The sequence below is a fragment of the Pilimelia terevasa genome (assembly GCF_014647915.1).
Classification (GTDB): domain Bacteria; phylum Actinomycetota; class Actinomycetes; order Mycobacteriales; family Micromonosporaceae; genus Pilimelia; species Pilimelia terevasa.
Window position 1 is genome coordinate 109484 of sequence record NZ_BMQC01000004.1, and the last position, 24786, is coordinate 134269.

23 protein-coding genes and 1 tRNA gene are annotated in these 24786 nt (G+C 75.6%); 14 read left to right on the forward strand and 10 right to left on the reverse strand.

All coding sequences use genetic code 11. The annotated features are described in order from the left end of the window. Positions 1-10: 10 nt before the first annotated feature. From narH to IEY75_RS07450, 4 genes are read left to right on the forward strand one after another with little or no spacing between them, the layout of a single operon-like run. Positions 11-1960, forward strand: a complete 1950-nt coding sequence (narH, locus tag IEY75_RS07435; protein WP_229789451.1) for a nitrate reductase subunit beta — start codon at positions 11-13, stop codon at positions 1958-1960. Continuing rightward, positions 1953-2564: a nitrate reductase molybdenum cofactor assembly chaperone gene (narJ, locus tag IEY75_RS07440; protein WP_189113487.1), complete on the forward strand. Its 612-nt coding sequence runs from the start codon at positions 1953-1955 to the stop codon at positions 2562-2564. The genes narH and narJ overlap by 8 nt, the downstream gene beginning before the upstream one ends. Continuing rightward, positions 2561-3274, forward strand: a complete 714-nt coding sequence (locus IEY75_RS07445; RefSeq protein ID WP_189113488.1) for a respiratory nitrate reductase subunit gamma — start codon at positions 2561-2563, stop codon at positions 3272-3274. The genes narJ and IEY75_RS07445 overlap by 4 nt, the downstream gene beginning before the upstream one ends. A 32-nt stretch (positions 3275-3306) precedes the next feature. Further along, positions 3307-3564, forward strand: coding sequence for a CBU_0592 family membrane protein (locus IEY75_RS07450; RefSeq protein ID WP_189113489.1), 258 nt, complete (start codon positions 3307-3309; stop codon positions 3562-3564). On the opposite strand, the gene mobA is transcribed toward IEY75_RS07450, so the two are convergent. Together mobA and IEY75_RS07460 are read right to left on the reverse strand one after the other, a co-directional pair. Further along, positions 3517-4146, reverse strand: a complete 630-nt coding sequence (gene mobA / locus IEY75_RS07455; RefSeq protein WP_189113655.1) for a molybdenum cofactor guanylyltransferase — start codon at positions 4144-4146, stop codon at positions 3517-3519. The genes IEY75_RS07450 and mobA overlap by 48 nt on opposite strands. Before the next feature lie 85 nt (positions 4147-4231). Further along, positions 4232-5440, reverse strand: coding sequence for a molybdopterin molybdotransferase MoeA (locus IEY75_RS07460; protein WP_229789425.1), 1209 nt, complete (start codon positions 5438-5440; stop codon positions 4232-4234). Between the two features lie 181 nt (positions 5441-5621). Here IEY75_RS07460 and IEY75_RS07465 point away from each other — a divergent pair, with 181 nt between their 5' ends. Both IEY75_RS07465 and IEY75_RS07470 read left to right on the forward strand, forming a co-directional pair. Continuing rightward, positions 5622-6185, forward strand: a complete 564-nt coding sequence (locus IEY75_RS07465; protein WP_308425685.1) for a sugar O-acetyltransferase — start codon at positions 5622-5624, stop codon at positions 6183-6185. 55 nt (positions 6186-6240) lie between these two features. Continuing rightward, positions 6241-7038: a nitrilase-related carbon-nitrogen hydrolase gene (locus tag IEY75_RS07470; RefSeq protein ID WP_229789426.1), complete on the forward strand. Its 798-nt coding sequence runs from the start codon at positions 6241-6243 to the stop codon at positions 7036-7038. A 95-nt stretch (positions 7039-7133) separates the two neighbouring features. Here IEY75_RS07470 and IEY75_RS07475 read toward each other — a convergent pair whose 3' ends face one another. From IEY75_RS07475 to epsC, 3 genes are all read right to left on the reverse strand, one after another. Then, complete coding sequence (locus tag IEY75_RS07475) at positions 7134-8756, reverse strand: methyl-accepting chemotaxis protein (protein WP_189113491.1); 1623 nt, start codon at positions 8754-8756, stop codon at positions 7134-7136. 205 nt (positions 8757-8961) lie between these two features. After that, positions 8962-9882 (reverse strand): cysteine synthase A, encoded by a 921-nt coding sequence (gene cysK / locus IEY75_RS07480; RefSeq protein ID WP_189113492.1) that lies wholly within the window; start codon positions 9880-9882, stop codon positions 8962-8964. Between the two features lie 58 nt (positions 9883-9940). Then, positions 9941-10477 (reverse strand): serine O-acetyltransferase EpsC, encoded by a 537-nt coding sequence (gene epsC / locus IEY75_RS07485; protein ID WP_189113493.1) that lies wholly within the window; start codon positions 10475-10477, stop codon positions 9941-9943. A 608-nt stretch (positions 10478-11085) separates the two neighbouring features. Here epsC and IEY75_RS07490 point away from each other — a divergent pair. Then, the gene (locus IEY75_RS07490; protein ID WP_189113494.1) at positions 11086-13380 is read left to right on the forward strand and encodes a putative bifunctional diguanylate cyclase/phosphodiesterase; all 2295 of its coding nucleotides are present in this window, start codon (positions 11086-11088) and stop codon (positions 13378-13380) included. Positions 13381-13432: 52 nt separating this feature from the next. Here the strand turns inward: IEY75_RS07490 and IEY75_RS07495 are convergent, their stop codons facing one another. From IEY75_RS07495 to IEY75_RS07505, 3 genes are all read right to left on the reverse strand, one after another. Continuing rightward, positions 13433-14284 (reverse strand): DUF72 domain-containing protein, encoded by an 852-nt coding sequence (locus IEY75_RS07495; protein WP_189113495.1) that lies wholly within the window; start codon positions 14282-14284, stop codon positions 13433-13435. A gap of 90 nt (positions 14285-14374) precedes the next feature. Further along, positions 14375-15430 (reverse strand): dioxygenase family protein, encoded by a 1056-nt coding sequence (locus IEY75_RS07500; RefSeq protein WP_189113496.1) that lies wholly within the window; start codon positions 15428-15430, stop codon positions 14375-14377. A gap of 178 nt (positions 15431-15608) precedes the next feature. Further along, positions 15609-16103 (reverse strand): hypothetical protein, encoded by a 495-nt coding sequence (locus IEY75_RS07505; RefSeq protein WP_189113497.1) that lies wholly within the window; start codon positions 16101-16103, stop codon positions 15609-15611. A 170-nt stretch (positions 16104-16273) separates the two neighbouring features. On the opposite strand from IEY75_RS07505, the gene IEY75_RS07510 reads away from it, so the two are divergent. Both IEY75_RS07510 and IEY75_RS07515 read left to right on the forward strand, forming a co-directional pair. Further along, positions 16274-17740 carry a peptide MFS transporter gene (locus IEY75_RS07510; protein ID WP_189113498.1) on the forward strand — a complete coding sequence of 489 codons (1467 nt, stop codon included), beginning with the start codon at positions 16274-16276 and terminating at the stop codon, positions 17738-17740. A gap of 134 nt (positions 17741-17874) precedes the next feature. Then, complete coding sequence (locus IEY75_RS07515) at positions 17875-18279, forward strand: hypothetical protein (protein WP_189113499.1); 405 nt, start codon at positions 17875-17877, stop codon at positions 18277-18279. 82 nt (positions 18280-18361) lie between these two features. Here IEY75_RS07515 and IEY75_RS07520 read toward each other — a convergent pair. Then, positions 18362-18435 (reverse strand) — tRNA-Leu (locus tag IEY75_RS07520). A gap of 330 nt (positions 18436-18765) precedes the next feature. Here IEY75_RS07520 and IEY75_RS07525 point away from each other — a divergent pair. The 5 genes from IEY75_RS07525 to IEY75_RS07545 all read left to right on the forward strand — a co-directional run bounded on the left by IEY75_RS07525 (position 18766) and on the right by IEY75_RS07545 (position 23640). After that, positions 18766-19932: a branched-chain amino acid ABC transporter substrate-binding protein gene (locus tag IEY75_RS07525; RefSeq protein WP_189113500.1), complete on the forward strand. Its 1167-nt coding sequence runs from the start codon at positions 18766-18768 to the stop codon at positions 19930-19932. Positions 19933-20039: 107 nt separating this feature from the next. Next, entirely contained in the window at positions 20040-20993 is a 954-nt protein-coding gene (locus tag IEY75_RS07530; protein WP_189113501.1) for a branched-chain amino acid ABC transporter permease, read from the forward strand. Positions 20994-21070: 77 nt separating this feature from the next. After that, entirely contained in the window at positions 21071-22174 is a 1104-nt protein-coding gene (locus IEY75_RS07535; RefSeq protein ID WP_189113658.1) for a branched-chain amino acid ABC transporter permease, read from the forward strand. Beyond that, the gene (locus IEY75_RS07540) at positions 22167-22940 is read left to right on the forward strand and encodes an ABC transporter ATP-binding protein (protein ID WP_189113502.1); all 774 of its coding nucleotides are present in this window, start codon (positions 22167-22169) and stop codon (positions 22938-22940) included. The genes IEY75_RS07535 and IEY75_RS07540 overlap by 8 nt, the downstream gene beginning before the upstream one ends. After that, a complete protein-coding gene (locus IEY75_RS07545) occupies positions 22930-23640 on the forward strand; it encodes an ABC transporter ATP-binding protein (RefSeq protein ID WP_189113503.1) in 711 nt (236 codons plus the stop codon). Before IEY75_RS07540 ends, IEY75_RS07545 begins: the two co-directional genes overlap by 11 nt. A gap of 81 nt (positions 23641-23721) precedes the next feature. Here the strand turns inward: IEY75_RS07545 and IEY75_RS07550 are convergent, their stop codons facing one another. Then, positions 23722-24765 carry a M64 family metallopeptidase gene (locus IEY75_RS07550; RefSeq protein WP_189113504.1) on the reverse strand — a complete coding sequence of 348 codons (1044 nt, stop codon included), beginning with the start codon at positions 24763-24765 and terminating at the stop codon, positions 23722-23724. Positions 24766-24786: the final 21 nt, after the last annotated feature.

Consider the following 24786-nt stretch of genomic DNA (forward strand, 5'->3'; position numbering starts at 1 on the left):
CGTGCGGGTGATGGCCCAGATGTCGATGGTGATGAACCTCGACAAGTGCATCGGCTGCCACACCTGCTCGGTCACCTGCCGGCAGGCGTGGACCGACCGCGCCGGCACCGAGCAGGTCTGGTTCAACCACGTCGAGTCCCGGTCCGGCGCCGACCGCGCGCCCGCGGGCGCCGCGGCGGGCGGCTGGGTGCGCAGCCCCGCGGGGCACCTGCGGCTGCGCCGCGGCGGCGGCCGGGTGCGGCGCCTGCTCGGCCTGTTCACGCCGCCCGCCGTGCCGACCCTCGACCCCGCGGCCGGGCCGGTCACCTACGACACCCCGCTGCTGGACGCCCCCGCCGGCCCGGACCTCCCGGTCGCCCGCCCGCGCGCGGCGCTCGGCGGCGACGGCGCGCTCGCCTGGTCGCCGTCCTGGGAGGACGCGCCGGCCGACGCCGGCCCCGTGCCCGCCGCGCTCGCCGACCGGGTGACCCGGGACTACGCCTCGTCGTTCCTGTTCTTCCTGCCCCGCATCTGCGAGCACTGCCTGAACCCCTCGTGCGCCGCCGCCTGCCCCTCGGGGGCGATCTACAAGCGGGCCGAGGACGGCGTGGTCCTCGTCGACCGGGACCGCTGCCGCGGCTGGCGCCGCTGCGTCCCCGCCTGCCCCTACGGCAAGATGTACGTCAACCACCGCACCGGCACGGCCGAGAAGTGCACGCTGTGCTTCCCCCGCCTGGAGCGCGGCGCGCCGACGGTCTGCGCGCAGACCTGCGTGGGCCGGCTGCGCTACCTGGGGCTGATGCTCTACGACGCCGACCGGGTCGCCGCCGCCGCGGCGGTGCCCGACCCGCGCGACCTCGCGGCGGCGCAGCGCTCCTGCTTCCTGGACCCCTACGACCCGTACGTCATGGCCGCCGCCCAGGCCGAGGGCATCCCGCCGGACTGGATCGCCGCCGCGCAGCGCTCGCCCGTCTGGGACCTGATCATGAACTACGGGATCGCCCTGCCGCTGCACCCGGAGTACCGGACGCTGCCGATGGTCTGGTACGTCCCGCCGCTGTCGCCCGTGGTCGAGGCCCTGCGCGACACCGGCCACGACGGCGAGGACGCCGGCAACCTGTTCGGCGCCGTCGCGGCGCTGCGCGTGCCCGTCGACTACCTCGCGGGGCTGTTCGGCGCGGGCGACCCGGCCCCGGTGGACGCCGCGCTGCGCCGGCTCGCCGCGATGCGGGCGTACCAGCGGGCGGTCAACCTCGGCGAACCGGCCGACGAGGCCGCGGCCGAGGCCGTCGGGATGACCGGCAAGCAGATCGAGGAGATGTTCCGGCTGCTCGCGCTCGCCCGGCACGAGGACCGGTACGTGATCCCGCCCGCGTACGCCGGGGAGGCCCACGCGCTGGAGGCGCTCGCGACGACCTGCGCCCTCGACGTCGAGGGCGGCCCCGGCATGGGCGGCTCCGGGACGGACAGCTCCGGTGTGGACGGCTCCCGTGTGGACAGTCTCGGGGCGGGCGGTGCCGGGGCGGGTCCGGGCGCCGGCCGGTCCGGGGGCGGGGTGGCCGGGGCGCCGCCGCCGGGGCGGGTGAACCTGCTCACCTGGGACGGCGCCGGCCGCCCGGCCGGCCTGTTCCCGGCACCCCGGACGGCCGACCCGCCCCGCACCGCCCCGACCGCCCCGGCCAGCCGCCCGGCCGGCCGGGCGGCGTCCGTCGCTCCCGACGCGCTCGCCGACGCCGAGGCCGCCTGGGAGAGCGAGGCCGCCTGGGAGAGCGAGGGCGGCGCACCGGCGCCGCACGTCCCCCGGCACGCCGCCCCCGAGCCCCCTCCCGCCGCGGTGACCGGCGGGGACGTGCCCGCGGCCCTGGCGGTGTGGGAGGGCGAGGGCGGCGCGGTACCCCGCACCGGCCCGGCCGCCGCGGACCGACCAGCGACCCGGGCGCCCGCGCGCGGCCCCGCACGGATGGAGGACGACCATGAGTGAGGACTGGCGGCCGGTGGCGGCCCGGGCGGCGTCCCTGCTGCTGCGGTACCCGGACCCGGAGACCCTGGCGGCCGTACCGCTGGTGGAGGCGGCTCTGCCCGCCCTGCCCGCCGCGGTGGCCGATCCGCTGCGCGAACTGGCCCGGTACCGGGCGGGCGGCGACCCGATCACCCTCGCCGGGGAGTACGTCGAGTGGTTCGACTTCCGGCGCCGCAGCGCCCTGCACCTGACGTACTACACCTGCGGCGACACCCGCGGCCGCGGCGCGGCGCTGGTCGCCTTCGCCGCGGCGTACCGGGCGGCCGGCCGTGCGGTCGCCGACGGCGAGCTGCCCGACTTCCTGCCGGCGGTCCTGGACCTCGCGGCGGTCGACGCGCGCGGCTGGCGGCTGCTGCGGGCGCACCGGGTGGGCCTGGACCTGCTGGCCAGGGCGCTGGCCGACGTGCCGTACGCGCACGGCGTCGCCGCGGTCCGCGCGATGCTGCCGCCGGCCGGGGCCGCCGACGTCGCGGCGGCGGTCCGGCTGGCCCGCACCGGCCCGCCGGCCGAGCGGGTCGGCCTCGGCGACGCCGGCCTGGTCGACAGCACCGGCACCCGGCGGTGAACACCGTCCTCTGGGTGGTCCTGCCCTACCTGTCGGCGGCGGTGTTCGCGGTCGGCACCGTCGCCGGGCGCCGCGGGCGGCGACGGTGGACGGTCCGCTCGGGGCACCGGCCCGGGCCGGCGGTCCTGCGCTGGGGGTCACCCGTCTTCCACGCGGCGTGGGCCGGCGTGGTCCTCGGCCACCTGGTCGGCCTGCTGGTCCCGGCGCGGGTCACCGCGGCCGCCGGCCTGGACGCCGCCGCGTACGGCCGGGCAGCGTCCTGGCTCGGCGTCGCGGCGGGGACAGCGGCGGTGCTCGGCCTGGCCGTCATGGTGCTGCACCGCCGCCGGACCGGCTCGCCGACGGCGCCGCCCGACCGCCGCGACGCGGCCACCCACCTGCTGCTGGCCGCGGTCCTGCTGCTCGGCCTGTACGTGACGGCGCGCGGCCAGGGCGGCGGCGACGCGTACCGGGAGACGGCCGGCCCCTGGGTGCGCTCGCTGCTGGTCCTGCGCCCGGACCCGGCGCTGGCGGCGGAGATGCCGCCGGTGCTGCGCGCCCACGTCCTGGCGGCCTTCGCGCTGCTGGCGGCGTGGCCGTTCACCCGGCTCGCGCACGCGTTCCTGCTGCCGGTCGGGTACCTCGCCCGCCCCTACGTCCTCTACCGCGCGCACCCGCGGCGCCGCCCCCGCCGGGCGGCGCCGGCCGCGGCCGGCCGCCCGGTGCCGTAGGGTCCGGCGGACGGTCGGGGAGGGGAGGCGCCGTGACGGTCGTCGACGTGGTCGAGGTCATCGGGGCGGTGCTGGTGCTGGCGGCGTTCGCCGCGGCGCAGCGCGGCCTGCTGGGGGTGCGCTCCCGGGTGTACCTGGCGCTCAACGTGGTCGGCGCCGGGATCCTCGCGCTGATCGCCTGGGCGCACGGCTCGTGGGGGTTCCTGCTGCTGGAGGGCACGTGGACGGTGGTGTCCGCGATCTCACTGGTCGGGGTGCTGCGCGCCCGCGGACCGGGCGGGGCCGGCTGACGGGTCGCCCAGCCACCCGCGGGCCCGGGCCAGCGCGTCGGGGGTGTCGCAGTCCCACCAGGCCGGCGGGGCGTCCGCGGGCAGGTCGACCCGGGCCACCGCCGCGTCGGCGTAGAGCCGCCGCACCGCGGCCCCGCGCGGCGGCCCGAGCGCCGCGAGCGCCCGCGCGAGCGCGTCCCCGCGCCAGGCCGCGCACAGCCACTGCGGCCGTCCCGCGTCGTCGGCCAGCACCGCCGCCTCCACCGGCGCGCGCGGGTCGCCGAGCGCGGCCAGCAGGCGGCCGACGGCGGCGGGCGTGAGCAGCGGCAGGTCGGCGGCGAGGACGACCACGCGGTCGGGCAGCGGGTCCCCGAGCGCGGCCAGCCCGGCCGCCAGCCCGGCGACCGGACCCCCGTCGGCGGGCCGCTCCCGGGTCAGCGAGACGCCCGGCGGCACCGGCAGGTCGGGTGCCCCGACGGCCACCCGGGCGACGGCGTCGGCGACGGCGTCGAGCACCCGGCAGACCATCGGCCGCCCGCCCACCGGCGTCGCCGGCTTCGCGGGTCCGCCCAGCCGCCGGCCGGCACCCCCGGCGAGGACCACCGCGGCGTACTCCCCGGTCACGCTCCGGCCCCGGTCACGCTCGGCCCCCGGTCACGCCCGGCCTCGGTCACGCGCGGCCCCCCGGTCACGCGCCCGCTCCCGGCCACAGGGGCAGCGGCAGGAAGTCCGCGCGGCCGCCTGCAGCGACGCCGCCCGGCGGCACGACGAGCAACCCCGTCGCCGCGGCGAGCCCGCGCAGCATCGCCGGTCCGGTGTGCGCGGCGGGCCGCGCGGCGCCGGTCGCCGGGTCCACTGTGGCCGGGACGAGCCGGGTCCGGCCGGCGGCGCCGGCCACCGCGCTGTCGACGGCGAGGTTCCCACAGGGCGCGGGCGGGCGGCCGCGCAGTCCGCTGACCAGCGGGCCGGCCAGGGTCAGCAGGCCGGCGACCGCCGCCAGTGGGTTGCCCGGCAGCGCCACCACGAACCGCGGCCCGCCCGCGGCGACGCCCGGCACCGCGGCCAGCAGCATCGGATGGCCGGGGCGGACGGCCACCCGGTCCACCACCGGCGCGGCGCCGAGCGTGGCGAGGGCGGCGCGGACGTGGTCGGCCGGCCCGTCCGCGGTGCCGCCCGTCGTACAGACGACGTCGGCCTCCGCCAGGGCCGCGCGCAGCGCCGCGCGGTGCGCCCCGGGGGTGTCCGGCAGCGGCTGCGGCGGCGGCGCGGCGTGCCGCGCACCCAGCCGTGCCAGCCAGCCCGGCAGCGCCGGGCCCAGCGCGTCGCGCAGCAGGTGCCCGCCGGCCGGGCCGCGCCCGACCAGTTCGTCGCCGAACACCAGCCCGCGCGCCGCGGGCGCGACCCGCACGGGCAGCGTGTCGTGCCCGCCCGCGGCGGCGAGCCCCAGCACCGCGGGCGTCACGTCGACGCCGCCGGGGACCAGGACATCCCCGGCGCTGGCCTCCTCGGCGCGCTCCCGCCACTGCGCCCGTACCGGCGGGCGGCCAGTGATCCGGCCGTCGCCGGCCCGGCCGGTGTCCTCGGCGCGCAGGACGGCGGCCGCGCCCCGCGGTACCGGGGCGCCCGTGGCGACGGCGACCGCGGTGCCGTCGGCCTCCAACGGGGGCGGCGCGGACCCGGCCGCCGCTCGGCCCACCACCCGCCAGGGCCCGGCCCCGCGGACCGCCCACCCGTCCACCGCGCAGGTGCGGAAGGCCGGCAGGTCCGTACCGGCGCACAGCGCCTCGGCGAGGGTCGCGCCGTCGCACCCGGCCAGCGGCAGCCGGCGCGCCGGCCGGGCCGCGGCGGCCCCGGCCGCGTGGGCCAGCTCCCGGGCGCGGTGCCAGTCGACGCTCACCCCGGACACGCTACCGGTGGCCGCGCGCCGCCGGCCCGCCGCGGCGCGCCCACCAGGACGCCCTCGCGCCCGCCCACCACGCCACGGCCGTCGGTGTCGACGGCGACGGCGGTAGTGGTGAGGATGGCGGCTGCCCCCGCGACGACGGTGCGCTCCCACCGTGCTCGCCTACAGTGGTGGCGTGCCCCAGTCCATGCGCGCGCGGATGCTCGCCGGCCTGCCGTACCGGGCCGACGACCCGGCACTGGTGGCGGAGTCGCGGCGCGCCCGCGCGCTCACCCACCGCCTGAACGCGGCCGACCCGGCCGACGAGGCCGGCCGCCGGGACCTGCTGGTGGCGCTGCTGGGCGGGTTCGGGGCGGACAGCCAGATCCGGTCGCCGCTGCACTGCGACTACGGGTACCAGACGTTCGTCGGCGACCGGGTGTTCGTCAACGTCGGCCTCGTCTGCCTGGACGTCGCCCGCGTCACGATCGGCGACGACGCCCAGCTCGGCCCGTACGTGCAACTGCTGACCGCGACCCACCCGCTGGAGCCGGCGGAGCGGCGGGCGAAGTGGGAGTCCGCCGCTCCGGTCACCGTCGGCGCCAACGCGTGGCTGGGCGGCGGCGTCACCGTCTGCCCCGGCGTCACCATCGGCCCGGACACCGTGGTCGGCGCGGGTGCGGTCGTCACCCGGGACCTGCCCGCGGGCGTGCTCGCCGTCGGCAACCCGGCCCGGGTGGTCCGCCGCCTCGCCCCCTGAGGCCGCCGCCGCGGTACCGTCGTCCGGCGAGCTGTTCCGGGGAGAGGAGGCGGCCGTGGCGAAGTGGCGGGTCTCGCTGGTGCAGCTCGACGTCGACCTCGCGGTACCGCCACCGGTGCGCCGCGCCCGGGCGGCGGCGCTGGTCCGCGCCCAGGCTGGGGCCGACCTGGTCGTGCTGCCCGAGCTGTGGCCGGTGGGCGCCTTCGCCGCCGCCGCCTTCGCCGCCGCCGCGGAGGACCTCACCGGCCCGACCGCCTCGGCGATGGCCGCGGCCGCCGCCGACGCCGGGGTGTGGCTGCACGCGGGGTCGCTGGTCGAGGCCGCCCCGGACGGCCGCCGCTACAACACCGCGCTGCTGTTCGGCCCCGACGGCCGCCCCGCCGCCCGCTACCGCAAGATCCACCGGTTCGGCTTCGACGCCGGGGAGGCGCGGGTGCTGGCCGGCGGGCGGGACGTGGTGACCGCCCGCCTGCCGGCCCTGACCCTGGGCTTGTCGACCTGCTACGACCTGCGCTTCCCCGAACTGTTCCGCCGGCTGCTCGACGCCGGTGCCGAGGCGCTGGTGGTGACGGCGAGCTGGCCGCGGCGGCGGCTGGCGCACTGGCGGGCGCTGCTGTGCGCCCGGGCGATCGAGAACCAGGCGTACGTGCTGGCCTGCAACGCCGCCGGCACCCACGCCGGAGTGCCGCAGGCCGGGCACAGCATGGTGGTGGACCCGTGGGGGCGGGTCGTGGCGGAGGCCGGCGCACCGGCACAGGTGCTCACCGCGGTGCTGGACCCCGCCGCGGTGGTACGGACCCGGGCGGAGTTCCCGGTGCTGCGCGACCGGGTCCTCGACCGCCCGCCGACCTGACCCGCCCCAGCGGCGACCCCACGTGCCGGCCACCCCGCCGTGGCGGCGAACCTCGTCGTGGCGGCGAACCCCGCCGTGGCGGCGGCCGCGCCGGCTCAGTGACGGAAGCTGCCGACCACGGCGGTCAGCTCGTTGGCGAGCTGGGTCAGCTCGTCGGCGGCCTCCAGGGTGGACCGGGCGGCGTCGGCCGTGGACGCGGCGTCCTCGGCGAGGCCCGCGACGGTACCGGCGACCGCGGCGCTGCTGCCGGCGGCCTGGCTCACGGTCCGGCTCATCTCGCCGGTGGTCGCCGTCTGCTGCTCGACCGCCGCGGCGATCGTCGTCGTGAAGTCGCCGATCCGCCCGATGACGACGGAGATCTCGTCGATCGCCCGCGCGGCGGCGTCGCTGGAGGACTGGAGGGCCGCGATCCGGGCCGTGATCTGGTCGGTGGCCTGGGCGGTCTGCTGCGCCAGCTCCTTGACCTCGCCCGCGACCACCGCGAAGCCCTTGCCGGCGTCGCCGGCCCGGGCGGCCTCGATGGTGGCGTTGAGGGCCAGCAGGTTCGTCTGCTCGGCGATCGAGGTGATCAGCCGCACCACGTCCCCGATCTCCGCGCTGGCCGCGCCGAGGGCGCTCACCTGGTCGGTCGTGCCGGCGGCGACGGTCCGGGCGTGCTGGGCGACCTGCGCGGCCTGGGTGGCGTTGGAGGCGATCTCGCCGATCGAGGCGGTCATCTCGTCGGCCCCGGCGGCGATCGCCTGGACGTTGGCGTTCATCTCCTCGGTGCCCCGGGTGGCCCCGGCGGCCCTGTCGGCCGCGCCGGTGGCGCTGGTGTCGAGCTGGACGCTCACCGTCGACAGCTCCTCGGCCGAGGCCGACAGGGTGAGCGCCGCGCGGGACAGCCGGCCGCCGATGACCTCCCGGAGGCGCCCGGTGGTGGCGTTCAGCGCCGCCGCCACGCGCCCGACCTCGTCCCGGGACCCCACGGCCACCGCCGCCGTCAGGTCACCCCGCTCCACCTCGTGCATCACCTCGACCACCCGGCCCAGCGGCCGGCTGATCGTGCGGGCCACCCAGAGGCCGACGGCCACCGACACCGCCAGCCCGACGGCCAGCAGGGTGAGCTGGATGGTGCGGCTGCGCCGGTAGGTCGACTCGACGCGCGCGGCGGCGTCGGCGGCCTGCGCCAGCTCCCGGTCTTCCAGCGCGCCCAGCGCCTCGCCCAGCGCGTCGAACGCCGGGTCGAAGCTGCGTGCCTCGGCCGCGACCAGCGCGGCGAGGTCGCCGCTGCGGCTGGCCGGCAGGAGCGCGTCGTCCAGCGCGGCGTACAGGGCGGCCAGCGCGGTGCCGAACCGGGCCTGGTCGGCCCGCGCCCCGGCCTCGGCCGGCGCGGCCGCGTACCGCGTCCACAGCGCGTCCAGTTCGGTGCGGAACCGGGTCAGCTCCCGTTCCCGCTCGCGCATCTGCGCGCGGTCCTGGGCGATCCCGTGGCGCAGCGCGGTCGCCCGGATGTCGTTGGCCTTGTTGTCCAGCTCGGCCAGCACGGTGATCGGCCGCACGTTGCGCTCGTACATCCCGCCGCCGACCTCGTCCACGGTGGCCAGGCTGGCGATGGCGACGACGCCGACGACGACGCCGACGACCGCGGCCACGCCCACCGCGCTGAGCACCTTGCCGCGCACCGGCAGGTCCGCCCACCAGCGCCGCCGCACCCCGGACCCGTTCCCCGTCGTCATGCTCGCGCTCCGCTCGTTCCCGCCGGCCCCGGTGGAGGGCGGCGTGGGGCCGTGCCCGGCGCTGTGCCGCCGCTGGCGGGGCGGCCACCCGGCCCCGGCGCCCGCGGCCCGGTCGCTCGGCGCCAATCTAACCGATCCCGGGACCCCCGCGGGCCGGGTTGCGCCACCCGCCCCGGGGCGGCCCGCGCCGCCCGCTCCCGGGCCGTCAGGGCGTGAACAGCGGGGTACTGAGGTAGCGCTCGCCGGTGTCGGGCAGGACCACCACGACGCGGCGGCCGGCGAACTGCGGCCGGGCGGCCACGTCGGCGGCCGCGGCCAGGGCCGCCCCGCTCGACACCCCGGCGAGGATCCCCTCGGTCCGGGCCAGCCGCCGCGCGGTCGCCCGGGCGTGCTCCACGTCGATGCGGGCCACCTCGTCGTAGGCGCCGGTGTCCAGGATCGCGGGTACGAAGCCGGCGCCCAGGCCCTGGATCCCGTGGGGGCCCTTCACCCCGCCCGACAGCACCGGCGACTCGGCCGGCTCGACCGCGACCACGTACAGCTCCGGGTTCTTCTGCCGCAGCACCCGGCTGACCCCGGTGACGGTGCCGCCGGTACCGACGCCGGACACCAGCACGTCGACCCGCCCGTCGGTGTCGTTCCAGATCTCCAGGGCCGTCGTGCCGGCGTGCACGTCCGGGTTGGCGGGGTTGTCGAACTGGCGCGGCAGGAACCACCCGTGCGCGGCGGCCAGCTCCTCGGCCCGCCGGATGGCGCCCGGCATACCGTCGGCGGCCGGCGTCAGGACCAGGTCGGCCCCGTACGCGGCCAGCAGCGCCCGCCGCTCCACCGACATGCTCTCGGGCATGGTCAGCGTCAGCGGGTAGCCCTTCGCCGCGGCCACCAGCGCCAGCCCGATACCGGTGTTGCCGCTGGTGGCCTCGACGATGGCGCCGCCGGGGCGCAGGACGCCGCCGGCCTCCGCGGCGGCGACCATGGCGTGGGCGATCCGGTCCTTGACGCTGCCGCCGGGGTTGGCGGACTCCAGCTTGGCCACCAGCGCGGCCGGGAGGTCGGCGCCGAAGCGGCGCAGGGCGACCAGGGGGGTGCGGCCGATCAGGCCGAGGACGTTGTCGTGGACGGTCACGGTGCTTCCTCACAGACGACGGGACGTCGCGCGCGGCGGCTGCCGCCCGCGGTCGGGGTCAGATGCCGGCGCCCTCGACGAGGGCGTCGGCGGGAGTGGTCGCGGCGGGTGCCGCGCGCACGCGGGCGCCTGCCGGCACGTCGCGGACGACGACGCTGTGCGCCCCGATCCGAGCGCCCGCGCCGACGGTCACCGGCCCCAGGACCGACGAGCCGGCGCCGAGGACGACGCCGTCGCCGACCGTGGGGTGGCGGGGCGCGGGGCCGTCGGAGCCGCCCCGGCTGCCCAGCGTCACCCGGTGGTACATCGTCACGTCGTCGCCGACCCGGGCCGTCTCGCCGATCACCACGCCGTGGCCGTGGTCGATGAACAGCCGCCGCCCGATCACCGCCCCGGGATGGATCTCCACCCCGGTCAGCAGCCGGGTGGCCTGGGCGAGCGCCCGGGGCAGCCACGGCACGCCCCACCGGTGCAGCCGGTGGGCCAGCCGGTGGCTCCACACGGCCCACAGGCCGGGGTAGAGCAGGACCTCCGCGGTACGGGCACCGCGCAGGGCCGGGTCCTGCCGGCTGATGTGGCGGATGTCGGCGAGCATCGGGAACTCCCGGGGTGTGGGCTGCCGCACCGGCGCGCGCCCGCCCGGCCCCGGCCACGCCGGCGGACACCCGGCGGCGGGTCGAACGGGGGCGCGGTCGGGAAGCGGACACACGGTGTCGGCGAGGACGGACGGGTCGGCGCGGACAGGCACGCCGGACAGAGCCGGGACGGCGCGAGGCAGGGCCTCAGCGACCGGGGCGACACCACTCGTCGAAGGTCCGGCGGCAGTGGCGGCCGGACAGGGGCAGCGCGAACCGCCGGCCGGCGAGCGGCCCGCAGATCACGGTGCGGTTCATGCGACCGACTCTAGCAGCGGCGCACCGGTATCGACGGCCGGAGATGGCCGCCGAACGGCTGGTGGGGCGCGCCGGCCGCGGGTCCGGCCACCCCGGGCGGCCGGGGCCGGACCGCCCCGCCCGGCGGCCCGGTCTCCTGCTGCGGAGGCGCACTGTCGGCGTGTCGCGGCACAATGAGCGCGCGGGCCGGTGCGGACCGGCCGCGCCCGACGGGCTCCCTCAACCCGCGACCGCGGGTGCCGAAGGGGCGTGGACGGAGGGCGACGGACGGATGGGCGGGGTCATGGTGACGCAGCGATGGAGGACCGGCGTGCCGTCCGGCCCTGTCCTCGTGGGCGCCCTGGCTACCGCGATGTCCGTTCTGTGGGTGCTGGTGATGGCGGCGGGCGCCCGCCCGCCCGTCGTCGTGACCTGGGTCACCACCACGATCCCGGCGACCGCCGTCGCCACCCTGTACTGCTGGCGCACGGCCGGCGGGCTGGCCGGCTCGGTGCCGCGCCGGTTCTGGCGGCTGGTCGCCGTCTCGCTGGGCGCCCAGGGCGTCGGCGGGCTGCTGAGTATGCGCGAGATGCTCAACACCGACGGGATCCCCACCACCGGCTCCCCGCTGACCATCGTCGTGTACCTGGTGGCGGTGTGCGTGACGGCGTGGGCGCTGCTCGGGCTGCCCGCGCGCGTCAAGCTGCCGCCCGCCGAGCGGCGCCGGTTCGCCGCCGACGCCACGATCGTCGTGCTCACCGTCGGGTACGTCGCCTGGCGGCTGTCGTTCAGCCAGACGGCGGCCTGGCAGCGGCTCGGCGGCGCCTTCGCGATCATGACCATCGTCCTGCTGGGCGCCGTCGTGGTGTTCACGATCGCCAAGTTCGCCGTGCTGGGCGTCGGCGGCGTCGACCACGGCGCCCTGCACCGGCTCTCGGCCTCCGTCGGGGTCGCCGCCGGCCTGGCCACGCTCGCGCCGCTGCTGGCCGCGCAGGCCCACGTCCACGCCGCCATGGTCTGCCTCCCGCCGGTCTCGTTGGGCGTGATCCTGGCCGCCCGCCGCCAGGCCGGGGTCGACGCCGCGGAGGAGCCGCCGCCGCGGCGCCGCCGGTTCAGCTACCTGCCCTACATCGCCGTGGCGGCGACCGACGGGATGCTCATCTGGGAGGCGCTGCGCCTCGGCGACCGGTTCGCCATCCTCGCGGCCGCGGTGGCCGTCGCCCTGACCGCGCTCGTCGTGTACCGCCAGATCAGCGCCCTCACCGACAACGCGCAGCTCCTGCACCGGGTGGACCGCACCGTGCGCGACCTCCAGGACGTCCAGCACCAGCTCAGCCACCAGGCCGAGCACGACGCCCTGACCGGGCTGGCCAACCGGCGCCTGTTCGCCGACCGGATGACCGCGCTGCTGGCCGCGGGCGCCACCGCCAGCGTGGTCCTCATCGACCTCGACGACTTCAAGACCGTGAACGACCAGCTCGGCCACGCCGTCGGCGACGAGCTGCTGGTGAGCGTCGCCCAGCGCCTGCAGGCGTGCGTCCGGCCCGACGACACCGTGGCCCGGCTGGGCGGCGACGAGTTCGCCATGCTGCTGCCGGCGCTCTCGGCCCAGCTCGGTACCGGCATCCTGGAGCGGATCAACGCCGCCATGGCCGAGCCGCTGCGCATCGCCGGCCACGAACTGCTGGTCCGGTGCAGTATCGGCATCGCCGACGTCGACGCGGGCATGGACGGCACGGAGGTGCTGCGCCGCGCCGACCTGGCGATGTACGCGGCCAAGGACGCCGGCAAGGGCCGGTACGCCAGCTACGACGCCGAACTCGACGCGCGCGCCCACCACGACGCGCAGCTCGGCGCCGAGCTGCGCCGGGCCATGGAGGACGGCGCCCTGAGCCTGGTGTACCAGCCGGTCGTGCGGATCGCCGACGGCGCCGCCGTCGGCGCCGAGGCGGTGATCCGCTGGAACCACCCCCACCGCGGCATGTTGCCGCTGGACGAGTTCGTCGCCACCGCCGAGCGCACCGGCCTGATCGTGCCGCTGGGCGACTGGGCGCTGCGCGAGGCGTGCCGGACCGCCGCCGGCTGGCTGCGCGGCGGGTCCGCCGACACGTGGACGGTCAGCGTCAACATCTCCGCCCGCCAGCTCCACGCGCCGGGGTTCGCCGCGAGCGTCGCCGAGGCGCTCGCGGACGCCGGCCTGCCGGCCGCGCGGCTGGCGATCGAGGTGACGGAGACGGCGATCTTCGACAGCCGGACCGCGGCGGGGGCGCTGGCGGAGGTGGCGCTGCTGGGCGTGACCGTCACGCTGGACCACTTCGGTGCCGGGCACTCGGCCCTCGGCGTGCTGCGCACCGCGCCGGTGCGCACCCTGAAGGTCGACAAGGCGTTCGTCGAGGGCGTCACGGGCGGCCCCGCCGACGCGACGATCGCGGCGGCGATGGTGGCGATCGCCGACGGACTCGGCCTGACGCTGGTCGCCGAGGGCGTGGCCACCGCCGCGCAGGCGCGGCAACTGGCGGCGCTGGGGTACCGGTTCGCCCAGGGCCAGCACTTCGGGGGCCTGCTGTCCGCCGACCGGACGCGCGACCTGTTCGTCGGCGAGGCGGCCGTGGCCCGGTCCGGCTGACCGCCCGCCCGGACGCACGCGACCGTTTCCGACGGCCGCCGGGGCGACCGGCTCAGAACAGCGTCGACGGCGCCGCCGGGGGCGGCTCCGGCAGCGGCGCGAGCGACGGCACCCGGGCGCGCACCTCCTCGTGGAACCGGCGGGCCAGTGCCGGGGCGTCCACGTTGTCCGGCGTGTGGACGAACACGGTGGGGGAGCGCCCCTCGGCCAGCCAGCCGGCGACGACCTCCAGCCAGGGCTGCCAGCCCTCGACGGTGGCCGCCGGGTCGTCGCGGCCGAGGTACCGGACGATCGGGTGGGCGGTGAGCGCCCGCGTCCGCCGCGGCAGGCGGGGCTTGCGGGTCCACGTCTCCCGCTCGGCGGCGGTGGCCGGCGGCGTGCGGAAGAAGGTCGTGGTGTCGAAGGGCACCCACTCGGCGTCGGCGTCGGCCAGCACCTGCTCCAGCAGCCGGGCGGCCCGCGGGTCGGCGAAGAACCCGGGGTGGCGGACCTCCACGGCGCGCCGGTGGGCGGCGGGCAGCCGGCGCAGGAAGCGGGCGAGCGCGGCCAGGTCCCCGGGGCCGAACGAGGCGGGGAGCTGCACCCACAGGGCGTGCGCGCGCGGGCCGAGCGGCGCGACGGCGTCCAGGAACGCGCGCATCGGCGCGGCCACGTCGGTCAGCCGGCGCTCGTGCGTGACCAGTTGCGGGACCTTGGGCACGAGGCGGAAGTCCGCCGCCGTCTGCGCCGCCCACGCGTGCGTGGTGGCCGGGGTGGGGGTGGCGTAGAAGGTGGTGTTCCCCTCGACGGCGTTGCAGTGGGCCGCGTAGGCGCGCAGCCGGTCCCGCGGCGGCAGGGGGTGGGGCGTGAACCGCCCCTGCCAGGACCGGTGTGTCCACATCGCGCAACCGACGTGCAGCCGCATCTGTCGCCCCCCAGCCCGGTGTCCGGCACCTGCGCGACGGCAGACCAGCCGGACCCGCCCGCGCCCGGGCAGACTACGGCGCCGGGCAGCTCACGGCGTGGCGGGCGGCGCGCCGCCGGGACGGGCGCCGCCGGGACGCGGCAGGAGGCCCGGCGCGCCGGGCGGCGGAGCACCGGGCGTCCCGCCGGGCGGAGGACCGGGCGCCCTGCCCGAGGATCCGCCGGACGGGGTGCCCCGGGGCGGGCCGCCGCCCGGGGTCTGGCCGTCGTGCGCGGGCTGCCCGCCGCGCGGCGCCGTGCGGGTGTCGACCCCGACGGCCAGGGCGACGGTGTACCCGGCGGCGGGGTCGCCGGTGACCGCGGCGAGCTGGCTGCGCGCGCCGTCGTCGCCGAACACGGTGTCGCCGCCGAGCGTGATCCCGGCCAGGTTCGGCACGGAGGCGCCGTACCCGCTCCGCCCGTACACCTGCCGGCAGGCGGCCTCCGGCAGGGCGAGCTGGGAGGTCGCGACGGCCTTGCCGGCGTCGGTGATGCTCGCCCGGTCGGGGTACACCTCGAAGTGGACGTGCGGCCACCGCCCCGCGTAGCAGGCGGGGAAGATGCTGGTGAACCGCACCCGGCCCTGGGCGTCGCTGAGCTGCACGCCGCGTAGGTAGTTCTGGTCGGTGACCCCCGCGGAGTACATCGAGTAGCGGCCCTCGCGGTCGCAGTGCCAGACGTAGACGGCGGCCCCGGCGAACGGCCCGCCGCCCCCGGCGAGGTCCCTGAGCGTCAGCTCCAGCGTCATCGGCACGCCTGCCGCGGTGCCGGCGGCGGCGCCGAAGCTGGTCCGCAGGTCGCTGCGCACGATGCCGCTGTGGTTCAGCGCGTCGGGCCCGTTGGAGCCGTCCCCGGGGTAGGGGCCGGCGGTCTCGTCGGGGATCTCCCCGGCCGAGGTGGCGGCGGGGGAGCCGGCGGCGCCGGGCGCCGTGGTGTCGCCGCCGCAGGCCGTCAGGCCGAGAGTGAGGGCGCCCAGGCCCAGGGCGCGCAGGACCTGCCGGCGGCCCGCCAGGGTCGCCAGGTCGAAGGCCAGGCCCTGGTCGACCACCTCCTCGTCGGGGCGCGGAAGGGCCCGACCCCGGTACCGGCGGCGCGAACTGCGTGGCATCGGCTGCTCCGATCGTGGCGTGGTACCCGGTTGTCCCTGCCCCGTCGACGATGGCGCGGGGAGCCGGCAGCGCCCTGTCAGCCGACTGGCGGGCGCCTGTGACCGCCGCTGCCCGCCGGGTACCCGTCCGCGGCCCGCCCACACGCCGGGCCCCGGGGGAGGGTGGGACAGCGCCACCTCACGGGAGGGGTCCGCCTGTCGTCCGCTCCGGTGCGGGCGGGCCGGGCGCGGCGTCGAGGTGGCGGCGGCGCAGCTCGTAGCCGGCGGCGGCGCAGCCGTAGAACACGAGGTCGGCGGCCAGCTTGCCGGCGAGCAGTCCCGCGGCGACGGGGGCGACCAGGTGGCCGCCCGCGTACATCAGGGCCGGCCGGGCGAGCAGGCTGTCCAACGCCTCGGCGGGTCCGAACTCGACCAGCAGGTCCCGGGCGGCCCGCCCGGCCGCCCGGGCGCGCCGGCCCGGCCGGGCCGCGAGGTGGCGGCGGGTCTCCCGGACGGCGAACCAGCCGTAGTAGCCGACGTTCTCGGCGACCGCGCCGGCCGCGGCCGCCGCGGCGACCTCCCCGGTGGCGCGGTGGGCGGCCAGGCCCACGAGGAGGGCGGTCGCGGTACCGAGCAGTTCGGCCGGAAGGTACCGGCGGGTCCATTCGCGCACTTTGCGGGGCGCATCGGGCATCGCGTTTTCCGTACGAGGGGGGACGGGCGCGCGCAGGTTAGCGGACGCCGCGGCCGCGGCGCGAGTGCGCGCGGCCCTGGCGCCGCAGGTCACGGAGCCCGGCGGATGACCCCGGTCACGTCCTCAGCGCGGCCCGAATCCGAGGTATCGACGTATGTCATAGTGCCCGGATGACCCAGCCACCCCGCTCCCCGGAGCGCACCTTCCTCGGCCAGCCGCGCGCCCTGGCCAACCTGTTCGGCCTGGAGCTGTGGGAGCGGTTCTCGTTCTACGGGATGCAGGGCATCCTGGTGCTGTACCTGTACTTCACCGCCGCCGACGGCGGCCTCGGCATCGACAAGGCCACCGCGACGAGCATCGCGGGCGCGTACGGCGGCTCGGTGTACCTGTCCACGATCCTCGGCGCGTGGCTCGCCGACCGGGTCCTGGGCCGCGAGCGGGTGCTGTTCGCCAGCGCCTGCGTGGTCATGGCGGGGCACGTGGCGCTGGCCGTCCTGCCCGGCCTGGCCGGCATCGGGGTCGGCCTGGTGCTCGTGGCGCTGGGCAGCGGCGGCGTGAAGGCCACCGCCACGTCGCTGGTCGGCTCGCTGTACCCCGACGGCGACACCCGGCGCGACGCCGGCTTCTCGCTGTTCTACATGGGCATCAACATCGGCGCCCTGCTCGGCCCGCTGCTCACCGGCTGGCTCCAGCAGGAGCACGGCTTCCACCTCGGCTTCGGCGTCGCGGCGGTCGGGATGGCCCTGGGCCTGGTCCAGTACCAGCTCGGCCGGGCCCGGATCCGGGCGCTGGGCGGCGGCGTCGAGCGCCCCCTCCCGCGCCAGCACCGCGCCTTCTACGTGGCCGCCGCCGTCGCCGCGGTGAGCGTGCTCGCCGCCCTCGTGGTGACCGGCGTCGTCACCGCCGACCGGCTCTCCACGATCGTCGTCGGGCTGGCTCTGGCCGCGGCCGTCGCCTACTTCGCCGTCATCCTGGGCAACCGGGCGCTGAGCCGGGTCGAGCGGCGCCGGGTGCTGGCCTTCATCCCGCTGTTCGTCGCCAGCGCGGCGTTCTGGGCGCTGTTCCAGCAGCAGTTCACGGTCCTGCCGATCTACGTCGACGAGCGGCTGGACCGGCATGTGTTCGGCGGCGAGATGCCGATCGCCTGGGTCAACTCGATCAATCCCGTTTTCGTGATCGTCTTCGCCGGGGTCCTGGCGGCGCTGTGGACCCGGCTCGGCCGGCGCCAGCCCTCCGCCCCGCTGAAGTTCGCGCTCGGCACGATCGTGATGGGCGCGGCGTTCCTGCTGTTCATCCCGCTCGCCGGGGGCGGTGCGGACAGCGTGTCGCTGCTGCCGCTGGTCGGCATCCTGTTCTTCTTCACGATCGCCGAGCTGCTGCTGTCGCCCGTCGGCCTGTCGGCGGCGACCACGCTCGCCCCGGCCGCGTTCCGCACGCAGATGGTGGCGCTGTTCTTCCTGTCGGTGTCGCTGGGGTCGGCGCTGGCCGGCACGCTGGCGGGGGCGTACTCGGCCGACACCGAGGTGCCCTACTTCGGCGTGATCGGCGCGGTGGCGATCGTCCTGGGCCTGCTGCTGGCGGCCGTGTCCCGGCCCATCCGGCGCCTGATGTCCGAGGCGGGCGACACCCCCGCCTGAGGGCCGCCGGCCGACTGTTAGCCCGGTTACATCTGCGCCGGCAGCGACTTCCTTCGATGGGGTGGGGGTACCCGAGTAGCGACCGGCACCCGTTGTCGTTCGTGAAAGCCGTGACAGCAGACATTGGAGTCCATATGTCAACGCGACTGCGTACCACCATCATGGCGACCGCCGCCGCCGCGGGCCTCGTCACCGGGGCGGCCCCCGCCGCCGCGGCCCCCGCGGCCGACCGGGCCGTGCCGTGCGTGCAGAAGATGTCGGTGGTGAACAACGCCGGCTTCGTGCTCTCCTTCACGCCGACCACCCGCACCGGCGTGCAGACCCCCGCCAGCGACCAGTACCCGATCAACCAGTACCGGGTCCTGGACCTCGCGTCGGCCGGCCTGCCCGCCGAGACGGAGCTGCGGCCGGTCGTCTCGGCCGTCGGCGGCGACACGGTGCCGGGCAACGCGTACGTGAGCTTCTGCGCCAACGGCCAGACGGCCACCTACACCGCCACCGGCACCACGCTGGACTACACGGTCACGCTGATCAGCTAGGTCATCCCGGTCGAGTCGCCCCCGCGGTGCCCAGGCGCCGCGGGGGCGACCGGTCGTTACCGGGCCGGCGCCGCGGCGTCGGTGCCCCCGGTGGGATTCGAACCCACACTGTATGGATTTTGAGTCCACCGACTCTGCCGGTTGGTCTACAGGGGCGCGCCCCTGCCAGGCGGCAGGGCGCGCCCAGCCTACATGTGCCCGGGTGCCCGGTTCCCGCCCGCCTGGCGGCGCGCGGGCGCGCGCAAGACGCCCGTTCGGCGCCGACGCGGCGGGTTGACCCCAGGTGGCGGCTGTTGTAACGGTTCGGTCAACCCCTGCGGTGCAGTCGTACTGATCTTGTGGGTGGTGGGATAACGTCCCCGCGCAGGCCACGAAACGGTCGGTGGTCCGGCCGTGCCGCAAGCAGCCGGTGTGGGGACATTTCGCCAGGTCAACGGCGTGCACCCCGTCCCCGCCGGCTGTGACTCACAGGAAAGGGTTCGAGCGTTGAAGCAGAAGCTCGTACGTGCGCTCGGTGGTGCGACTCTCGCCGCGCTGGTGTTCGGCGGCGCAGCCGCGTGCAAGGCTGGCGACGAGGGCGGCGGTGACAGCGGTTCGGCGGCGTGCGATCTGAAGATCGGCTTCTTCGGCGCCCTCACCGGCGACGCGGCTGGTCTCGGCATCCACATGCGCAACGGCACCCAGATGGCCATCGACCAGTACAACGAAAAGAACGCGGACTGCAAGGTCGGGTTCGAGCAGTACGACTCCCAGGGCGACCCGGCCAAGGCCCCGGCGCTGGCCAACCAGGCCGTCAACGACCAGAAGATCGTCGGCATCATCGGCCCCGGCTTCTCCGGTGAGTCCGAGGTCGCCGACCCGGTCTTCGACAAGGCCAACCTGCCGACGATCACCCCGTCGGCGACCCGGCCCAGCCTGAGTGAGAAGAACTGGAAGGTCTTCCACCGCGGCGTCGGCAACGACACCTCGCAGGGCCCCGCGGCCGGCCGCTACATTCAGGACACGCTGAAGGCCGAGAAGGTCTACGTCGTCGACGACCAGTCGGCGTACGGCGCCGGCCTGGTCGACGAGGTCAAGAAGGTCCTCGGCGCCAAGGTCGTCGGCGAGGACAAGGTCGCCGTCAAGCAGAACAACTTCTCGGGCGTCGTCACCAAGATCAAGAGCAGCGGCGCGACCGTCCTCTTCTTCGGTGGCTACTACACCGAGGCCGGCCTCCTGCTCAAGCAGCTCAAGGGCGCCGGCTGGACCGGCACCATGGTCGCGGGCGACGGCGTGAACGACGCCAAGTTCGTCCCGGTCGCGGGCCAGGCCGCCGCCGAGGGCACCATCCTCACCTGCCCGTGCGCGCCCGCCACCAAGGCCAAGGGCACGTTCTCGACGGACTACAAGACCAAGTTCACCACCGACCCGGGCACGTACGCCGATGTCTCCTACGACATCACGAACGTCATGCTGGAGGGCCTCAAGGCCGGCAAGACCGACCGCAAGGCGCTGCTGGACTTCATCAAGGCCTACGACAAGGTCGGTGCCGCCACGGGCGTGACCTACAAGTTCCAGCCCAACGGTGAGCTGGACCCGGCGCAGGTCGTCGTGTGGGCCTACAAGGTCACCGCCGGCAAGGTCGAGCCGGACACGGAGATCAAGAAGTCCTGATCCGCCCCAGCGCGGATCTGCACGTCGGACACATCCACGCGGGTACGGCCGGGAGCCTGCGCTCCCGGCCGTACCACGCTTAGCGCACACACCCCCTGGAGCACCACTTGGACGTCGCAGGACTGCTACGGGATTTCCCGGAGCTGACGCTGACAGGGCTGGAGCAGGGCGCAATCTACGCCCTCGTCGCCCTCGGTTACACGCTGGTCTACGGCGTGTTGAAACTGATCAACTTTGCTCACTCCGAGGTCTTCATGATCGGCTCGTTCGCCGCGTTGTGGACCTGGCAGGGGCTGGGCTTCGTGTACGACGCGGAAGCGGCGCCCCTCGGCAGCTTCCTCCTCGCGGTCCTGGTCGGCGTCATCGCCGCGGCCGGGGCGTCCGCCCTCACGGCGGTCACGATCGAACGGGTGGCGTACCGGCCGCTGCGTAAGCGCAACGCCCCGCCGCTGGCCTTCCTGATCACGGCCATCGGCGCCTCGTTCGTCCTCGCCGAGGGCATCGGCGTCTACACCCACCGCGCGCCCTACGGGATGCCCCGGCTGCTGCAGCCGGAGGTCGTGTTCCAGCTCGGCGGGTGGAAGTTCACGAACACCCAGCTCATCGTCATCACCGTCACGCTGCTGGCGATGGTGGCCCTGGATCAGTTCGTCAGCCGCAGTCGGCTCGGCCGGGGTATCCGCGCCGTCGCCCAGGACCCGGACACCTCGGCGCTCATGGGCGTCAACAAGGACCGGGTGATCTTCCTGGTGTTCCTGATCGGCGGGCTCATGGCGGGTGTCGCCGCCCTGCTGTGGAACATCCTCCCGATCGGTGTCGCCAAGTTCAACATGGGCTTCCTGATCGGGCTCAAGGCGTTCGCCGCCGCGGTACTGGGCGGCATCGGCAACCTGCGCGGCGCCCTGCTGGGCGGCCTCCTGCTGGGCGTCGCCGAGAACTACGCGGTGGGTCTGTTCGGCACGGACTGGAAGGACTTCGTGGGCTTCGTGCTCCTCGTCGTCCTGCTGATGTTCCGGCCGACCGGCCTGCTCGGTGAGTCGCTGGGGAGGGCCCGGGCATGACCAACGGAGAGCACGCGACCCCCGCGCGGGCCGCCAACGGCGAGCACGCGGCCCCGCGGGCCAGGGGCTGGCAGGCGATGAAGTCCCGCTGGAGCGAGATGCCCCAGGGGATGCGCTGGGCGGGTACGGGGGCGCTGGTCGTCTTCCTCTACCTGCTGCCGAACCGGTGGTTCTACGAGTACCTGTGGTATCTGCCGACGCAGGCCTCGGACATGGCCACGGTCCTGTTCGAGACCGCCTTCTTCGTCCTGCTGGCCGTCGGCCTGAACGTCGTCGTCGGCTTCGCCGGGCTGCTCGACCTGGGGTACTTCGGCTTCTTCGCCGTCGGCGCCTACGTCGTGGCGCTGGTGACCTCGCCGGAGAGCAAGGCGATCGTCGAGTACAACTGGCTGGCCGACCCGATCACCTGGGTCGCGGCGGTGCCGATCGCGGTCGCCATCGCGATGGTGTCCGGCGTGATCCTGGGCGGTCCGACGCTGCGGCTGCGCGGCGACTACCTGGCGATCGTGACGCTCGGCTTCGCCGAGATGATCCGGCTCTACGCCAGCCGCACCGAGGGCCTGCTCAACGGCGACCGCGGCATCCCGGACGTCCCGCACCCGGTACCGGGGGTCAAGGACGCCACCGGCGACTCGCTGTTCCTGTTCGACGCCAAGCCGTACTACTGGGTCGTGCTGACGATCATCATCGCGGTGGTGGTCCTGGTGCGGAACATGGAGCGCAGCCGCGTCGGCCGGGCCTGGGTCGCCATCCGCGAGGACGAGGACGCCGCCGAGATCATGGGCGTCAACACCTTCAAGTACAAGCTGCTGGCGTTCGCCATCGGCGCCGCCATCGGCGGCCTGTCGGGCGCGGTCTTCGCGGGCAAGCAGGGGTTCATCAACTCCGCGAGCTTCCAGTTGGAGTCCTCCATCCTGGTGCTGGCCGCGGTGATCCTGGGCGGCGCCGGCAACATCGGCGGCGCCATCGTCGGTGCGACCATCACCTGGTACCTGCCCGAGTGGGTCCGGGGCATGGGCAAGGTCTTCGGCCTGAGCTTCGACCCGTCCGAGTACCGTATCCTCGCGTTCGGCCTGGTCATCATCGTGATGATGATCTTCCGACCGCAGGGCATCTGGCCCAACAAGCGCAGAGCGTCGGAGTTCGCCGACCGCCGGAAGGAGGTGGCGGCCAATGCGTGAGGCGCTGCTGGAGGTAGACAACGTCACACTCCGCTTCGGCGGCGTGGTGGCGCTCAACCAGGTCGACTTCACCCTGTACAAGGGCGAGATCCTCGGTCTGATCGGCCCGAACGGAGCCGGCAAGACCACCTGCTTCAACGCGATGACCGGCGTCTACCGCCCCACCGAGGGCGAGATCCGGTTCGGCGGGCAGCGGATCAGTGGGAAGCGGCGTTACCAGATCACCAAGATGGGGATCGCCCGGACGTTCCAGAACATCCGGCTGTTCCCCGAGATGTCGGCGCTGGAGAACGTGATGGTGGGCGCCGACGCCCACCATAGGACCGGCGCCCTCTCCGCCATGCTGCGCCTGCCGCGGCACTGGAAGGAGGAGCGGTCCGGCCGGGACCGCGCCCACGACCTGCTGCGCTTCGTCGGCATCAGCCGGCCGGGCGAGCAGGCCCGCAACCTCTCCTACGGCGAGCAGCGCCGGCTGGAGATCGCGCGGGCGCTGGCCACCAACCCCCAGCTTCTCTGCCTGGACGAGCCGGCCGCCGGCTTCAACCCGGCGGAGAAGGACGCGCTGAACCAGCTCATCCGCAAGGTGCGCGACAGCGGCGTCACCGTCCTGCTCATCGAGCACGACATGCGGCTGGTCATGGGGGTCACCGACCGGATCGTGGTACTGGAGTTCGGCAAGAAGATCGCCGAGGGTACGCCCGCCGAGGTGCGGGAGAACCCGGCCGTGATCGCCGCGTACCTGGGGGTGCCGACCGATGCTTCTTGAGATCGAGAACATGACGGTCGCCTACGGCCGCATCGAAGCGCTGCACGGCATCAGCCTGACCGTCGGCGAGGGCGAGATCGTCTCCCTCATCGGCGCGAATGGCGCCGGCAAGACCACCACCATGCGGGCGATCTCCGGGATCCGCCCGCTGGCCGGCGGGTCGATCCGGTTCGAGGGCGAGGACATCTCCAAGCTGCGGGCCGACCGCCGGGTGGTCCAGGGCATCGCCCAGTCGCCGGAGGGCCGGGGCTGCTTCCCCGGCATGACGGTGGTGGAGAACCTGGAGATGGGCGCCTACACCCGCCGGGACAAGGCCGGGATCACCGCGGACATGAACCGGGTCTACGGCCTGTTCCCGCGGTTGGCCGAGCGCAAGAAGCAGGTCGCGGGCACCATGTCCGGCGGCGAGCAGCAGATGCTGGCCGTCGGCCGGGCGCTCATGGCCCGGCCCAAGCTGCTCCTGCTCGACGAGCCGTCGATGGGCCTGGCCCCGATGCTCATCCAGCAGATCTTCGACATCATTGTGGAGATCAACCAGCAGGGCGTGACCGTGCTGCTGGTGGAGCAGAACGCCCAGCAGGCGCTGTCCCGGTCGCACCGGGCCTACGTCCTGGAGACCGGCCGGATCGTCAAGTCCGGGACGGGCCAGGAGTTGCTGAACGACTCGTCGATCAAGGACGCCTACCTCGGCGTCGCCTGACCGGCACCCCGTACGACAGAGCGGCCCGGGCGATTCGTTCGCCCGGGCCGCTCTGTCGTACGACTCTGTCGTGCCGGTGCGCTACCGGTTCCAGAACTCCGGCTTGGTCGGCGGGACACCCGGCGCCTTGGCCTTGATGGCGTTGGCCATCTCCTCCAGCCCGACGAGGCTGAACTTGCGGTTCAGCGCCCGCATCAGCGAGTTGTCCGAGGGCCGGTAGATGCCCTTGCTGTACGAGGCGAAGCCGCCCTCGTAGGCGCCGATGACGCCGCCGTCGGGCGTCTCCTGGCCCAGGTACTTCGCCCACTTCCTGCCGTTGGCCTTCATCGCGGCCTCGTCGTAGGTGGACAGGTTGCCCGTCACCGGCTCGCCGCCGGTGTAGGTGCGCTGCTCGTAGAAGTACTCGTCGTACATGTCGGCGATGGTGTGGCCGAACTCGTGCACCACGATCTGGCCGGACTGCGCGTTGTTGCCCGCGGACGTGGCCATGTCGTCCTGGACGTACCCCACGCCGCCGTACTTGGCCGAGTTGGCCAGCGCGATCGCCTGGTCGGAGCCGGGCGCCTGGCGGGCGAACTCCTTGGCCTTGCCGACGTTGACGCACAGGGCGCGCTCGGTGCCGCCGCACCAGTACCCCATGTCCAGGGCGGTGTCCCGCTGCGTGCCCTTGGGGTCCTCGTCGACGCCGGACTCCTGGGAGACCACCTCGACGGCCCATACGTTGATCGAGTTCTTGTAGGTGGGGTACGGCTCGACCTTGAGCATCTCGGCCCACTGGAGCTTGACGTGGTCGAGGAACGCGCCCTGCTGGTCGGCGGTGTAGCCGTCGCCGACGAAGACGATGTCCAGGCGCTGCTCCGGCGGGCCGCTCTGGAAGATCGGCGTGACCGCGGCGGCGTCGGCGGCGCGGCGGGTGGCGGCGGTTACGGGGGCGTCGACCTGGGCGGGCACGACCTCGCGGGAGATCGTGCCGTCCTCGGCGAACACTTCGCGCTCGATGAGGGAGGGCGGCGGCGCGGCGGCGGCGTCGGCGCGCGGGGTACCGGTGAGGGGGCTGACGACGGCCGAGGCGGCGAGCACGGCGACGGCGACCGCCGCAACCTGCCAGCGGGTGGAGTGCGGCACTGGTCCTCCAGTGAATTCAGG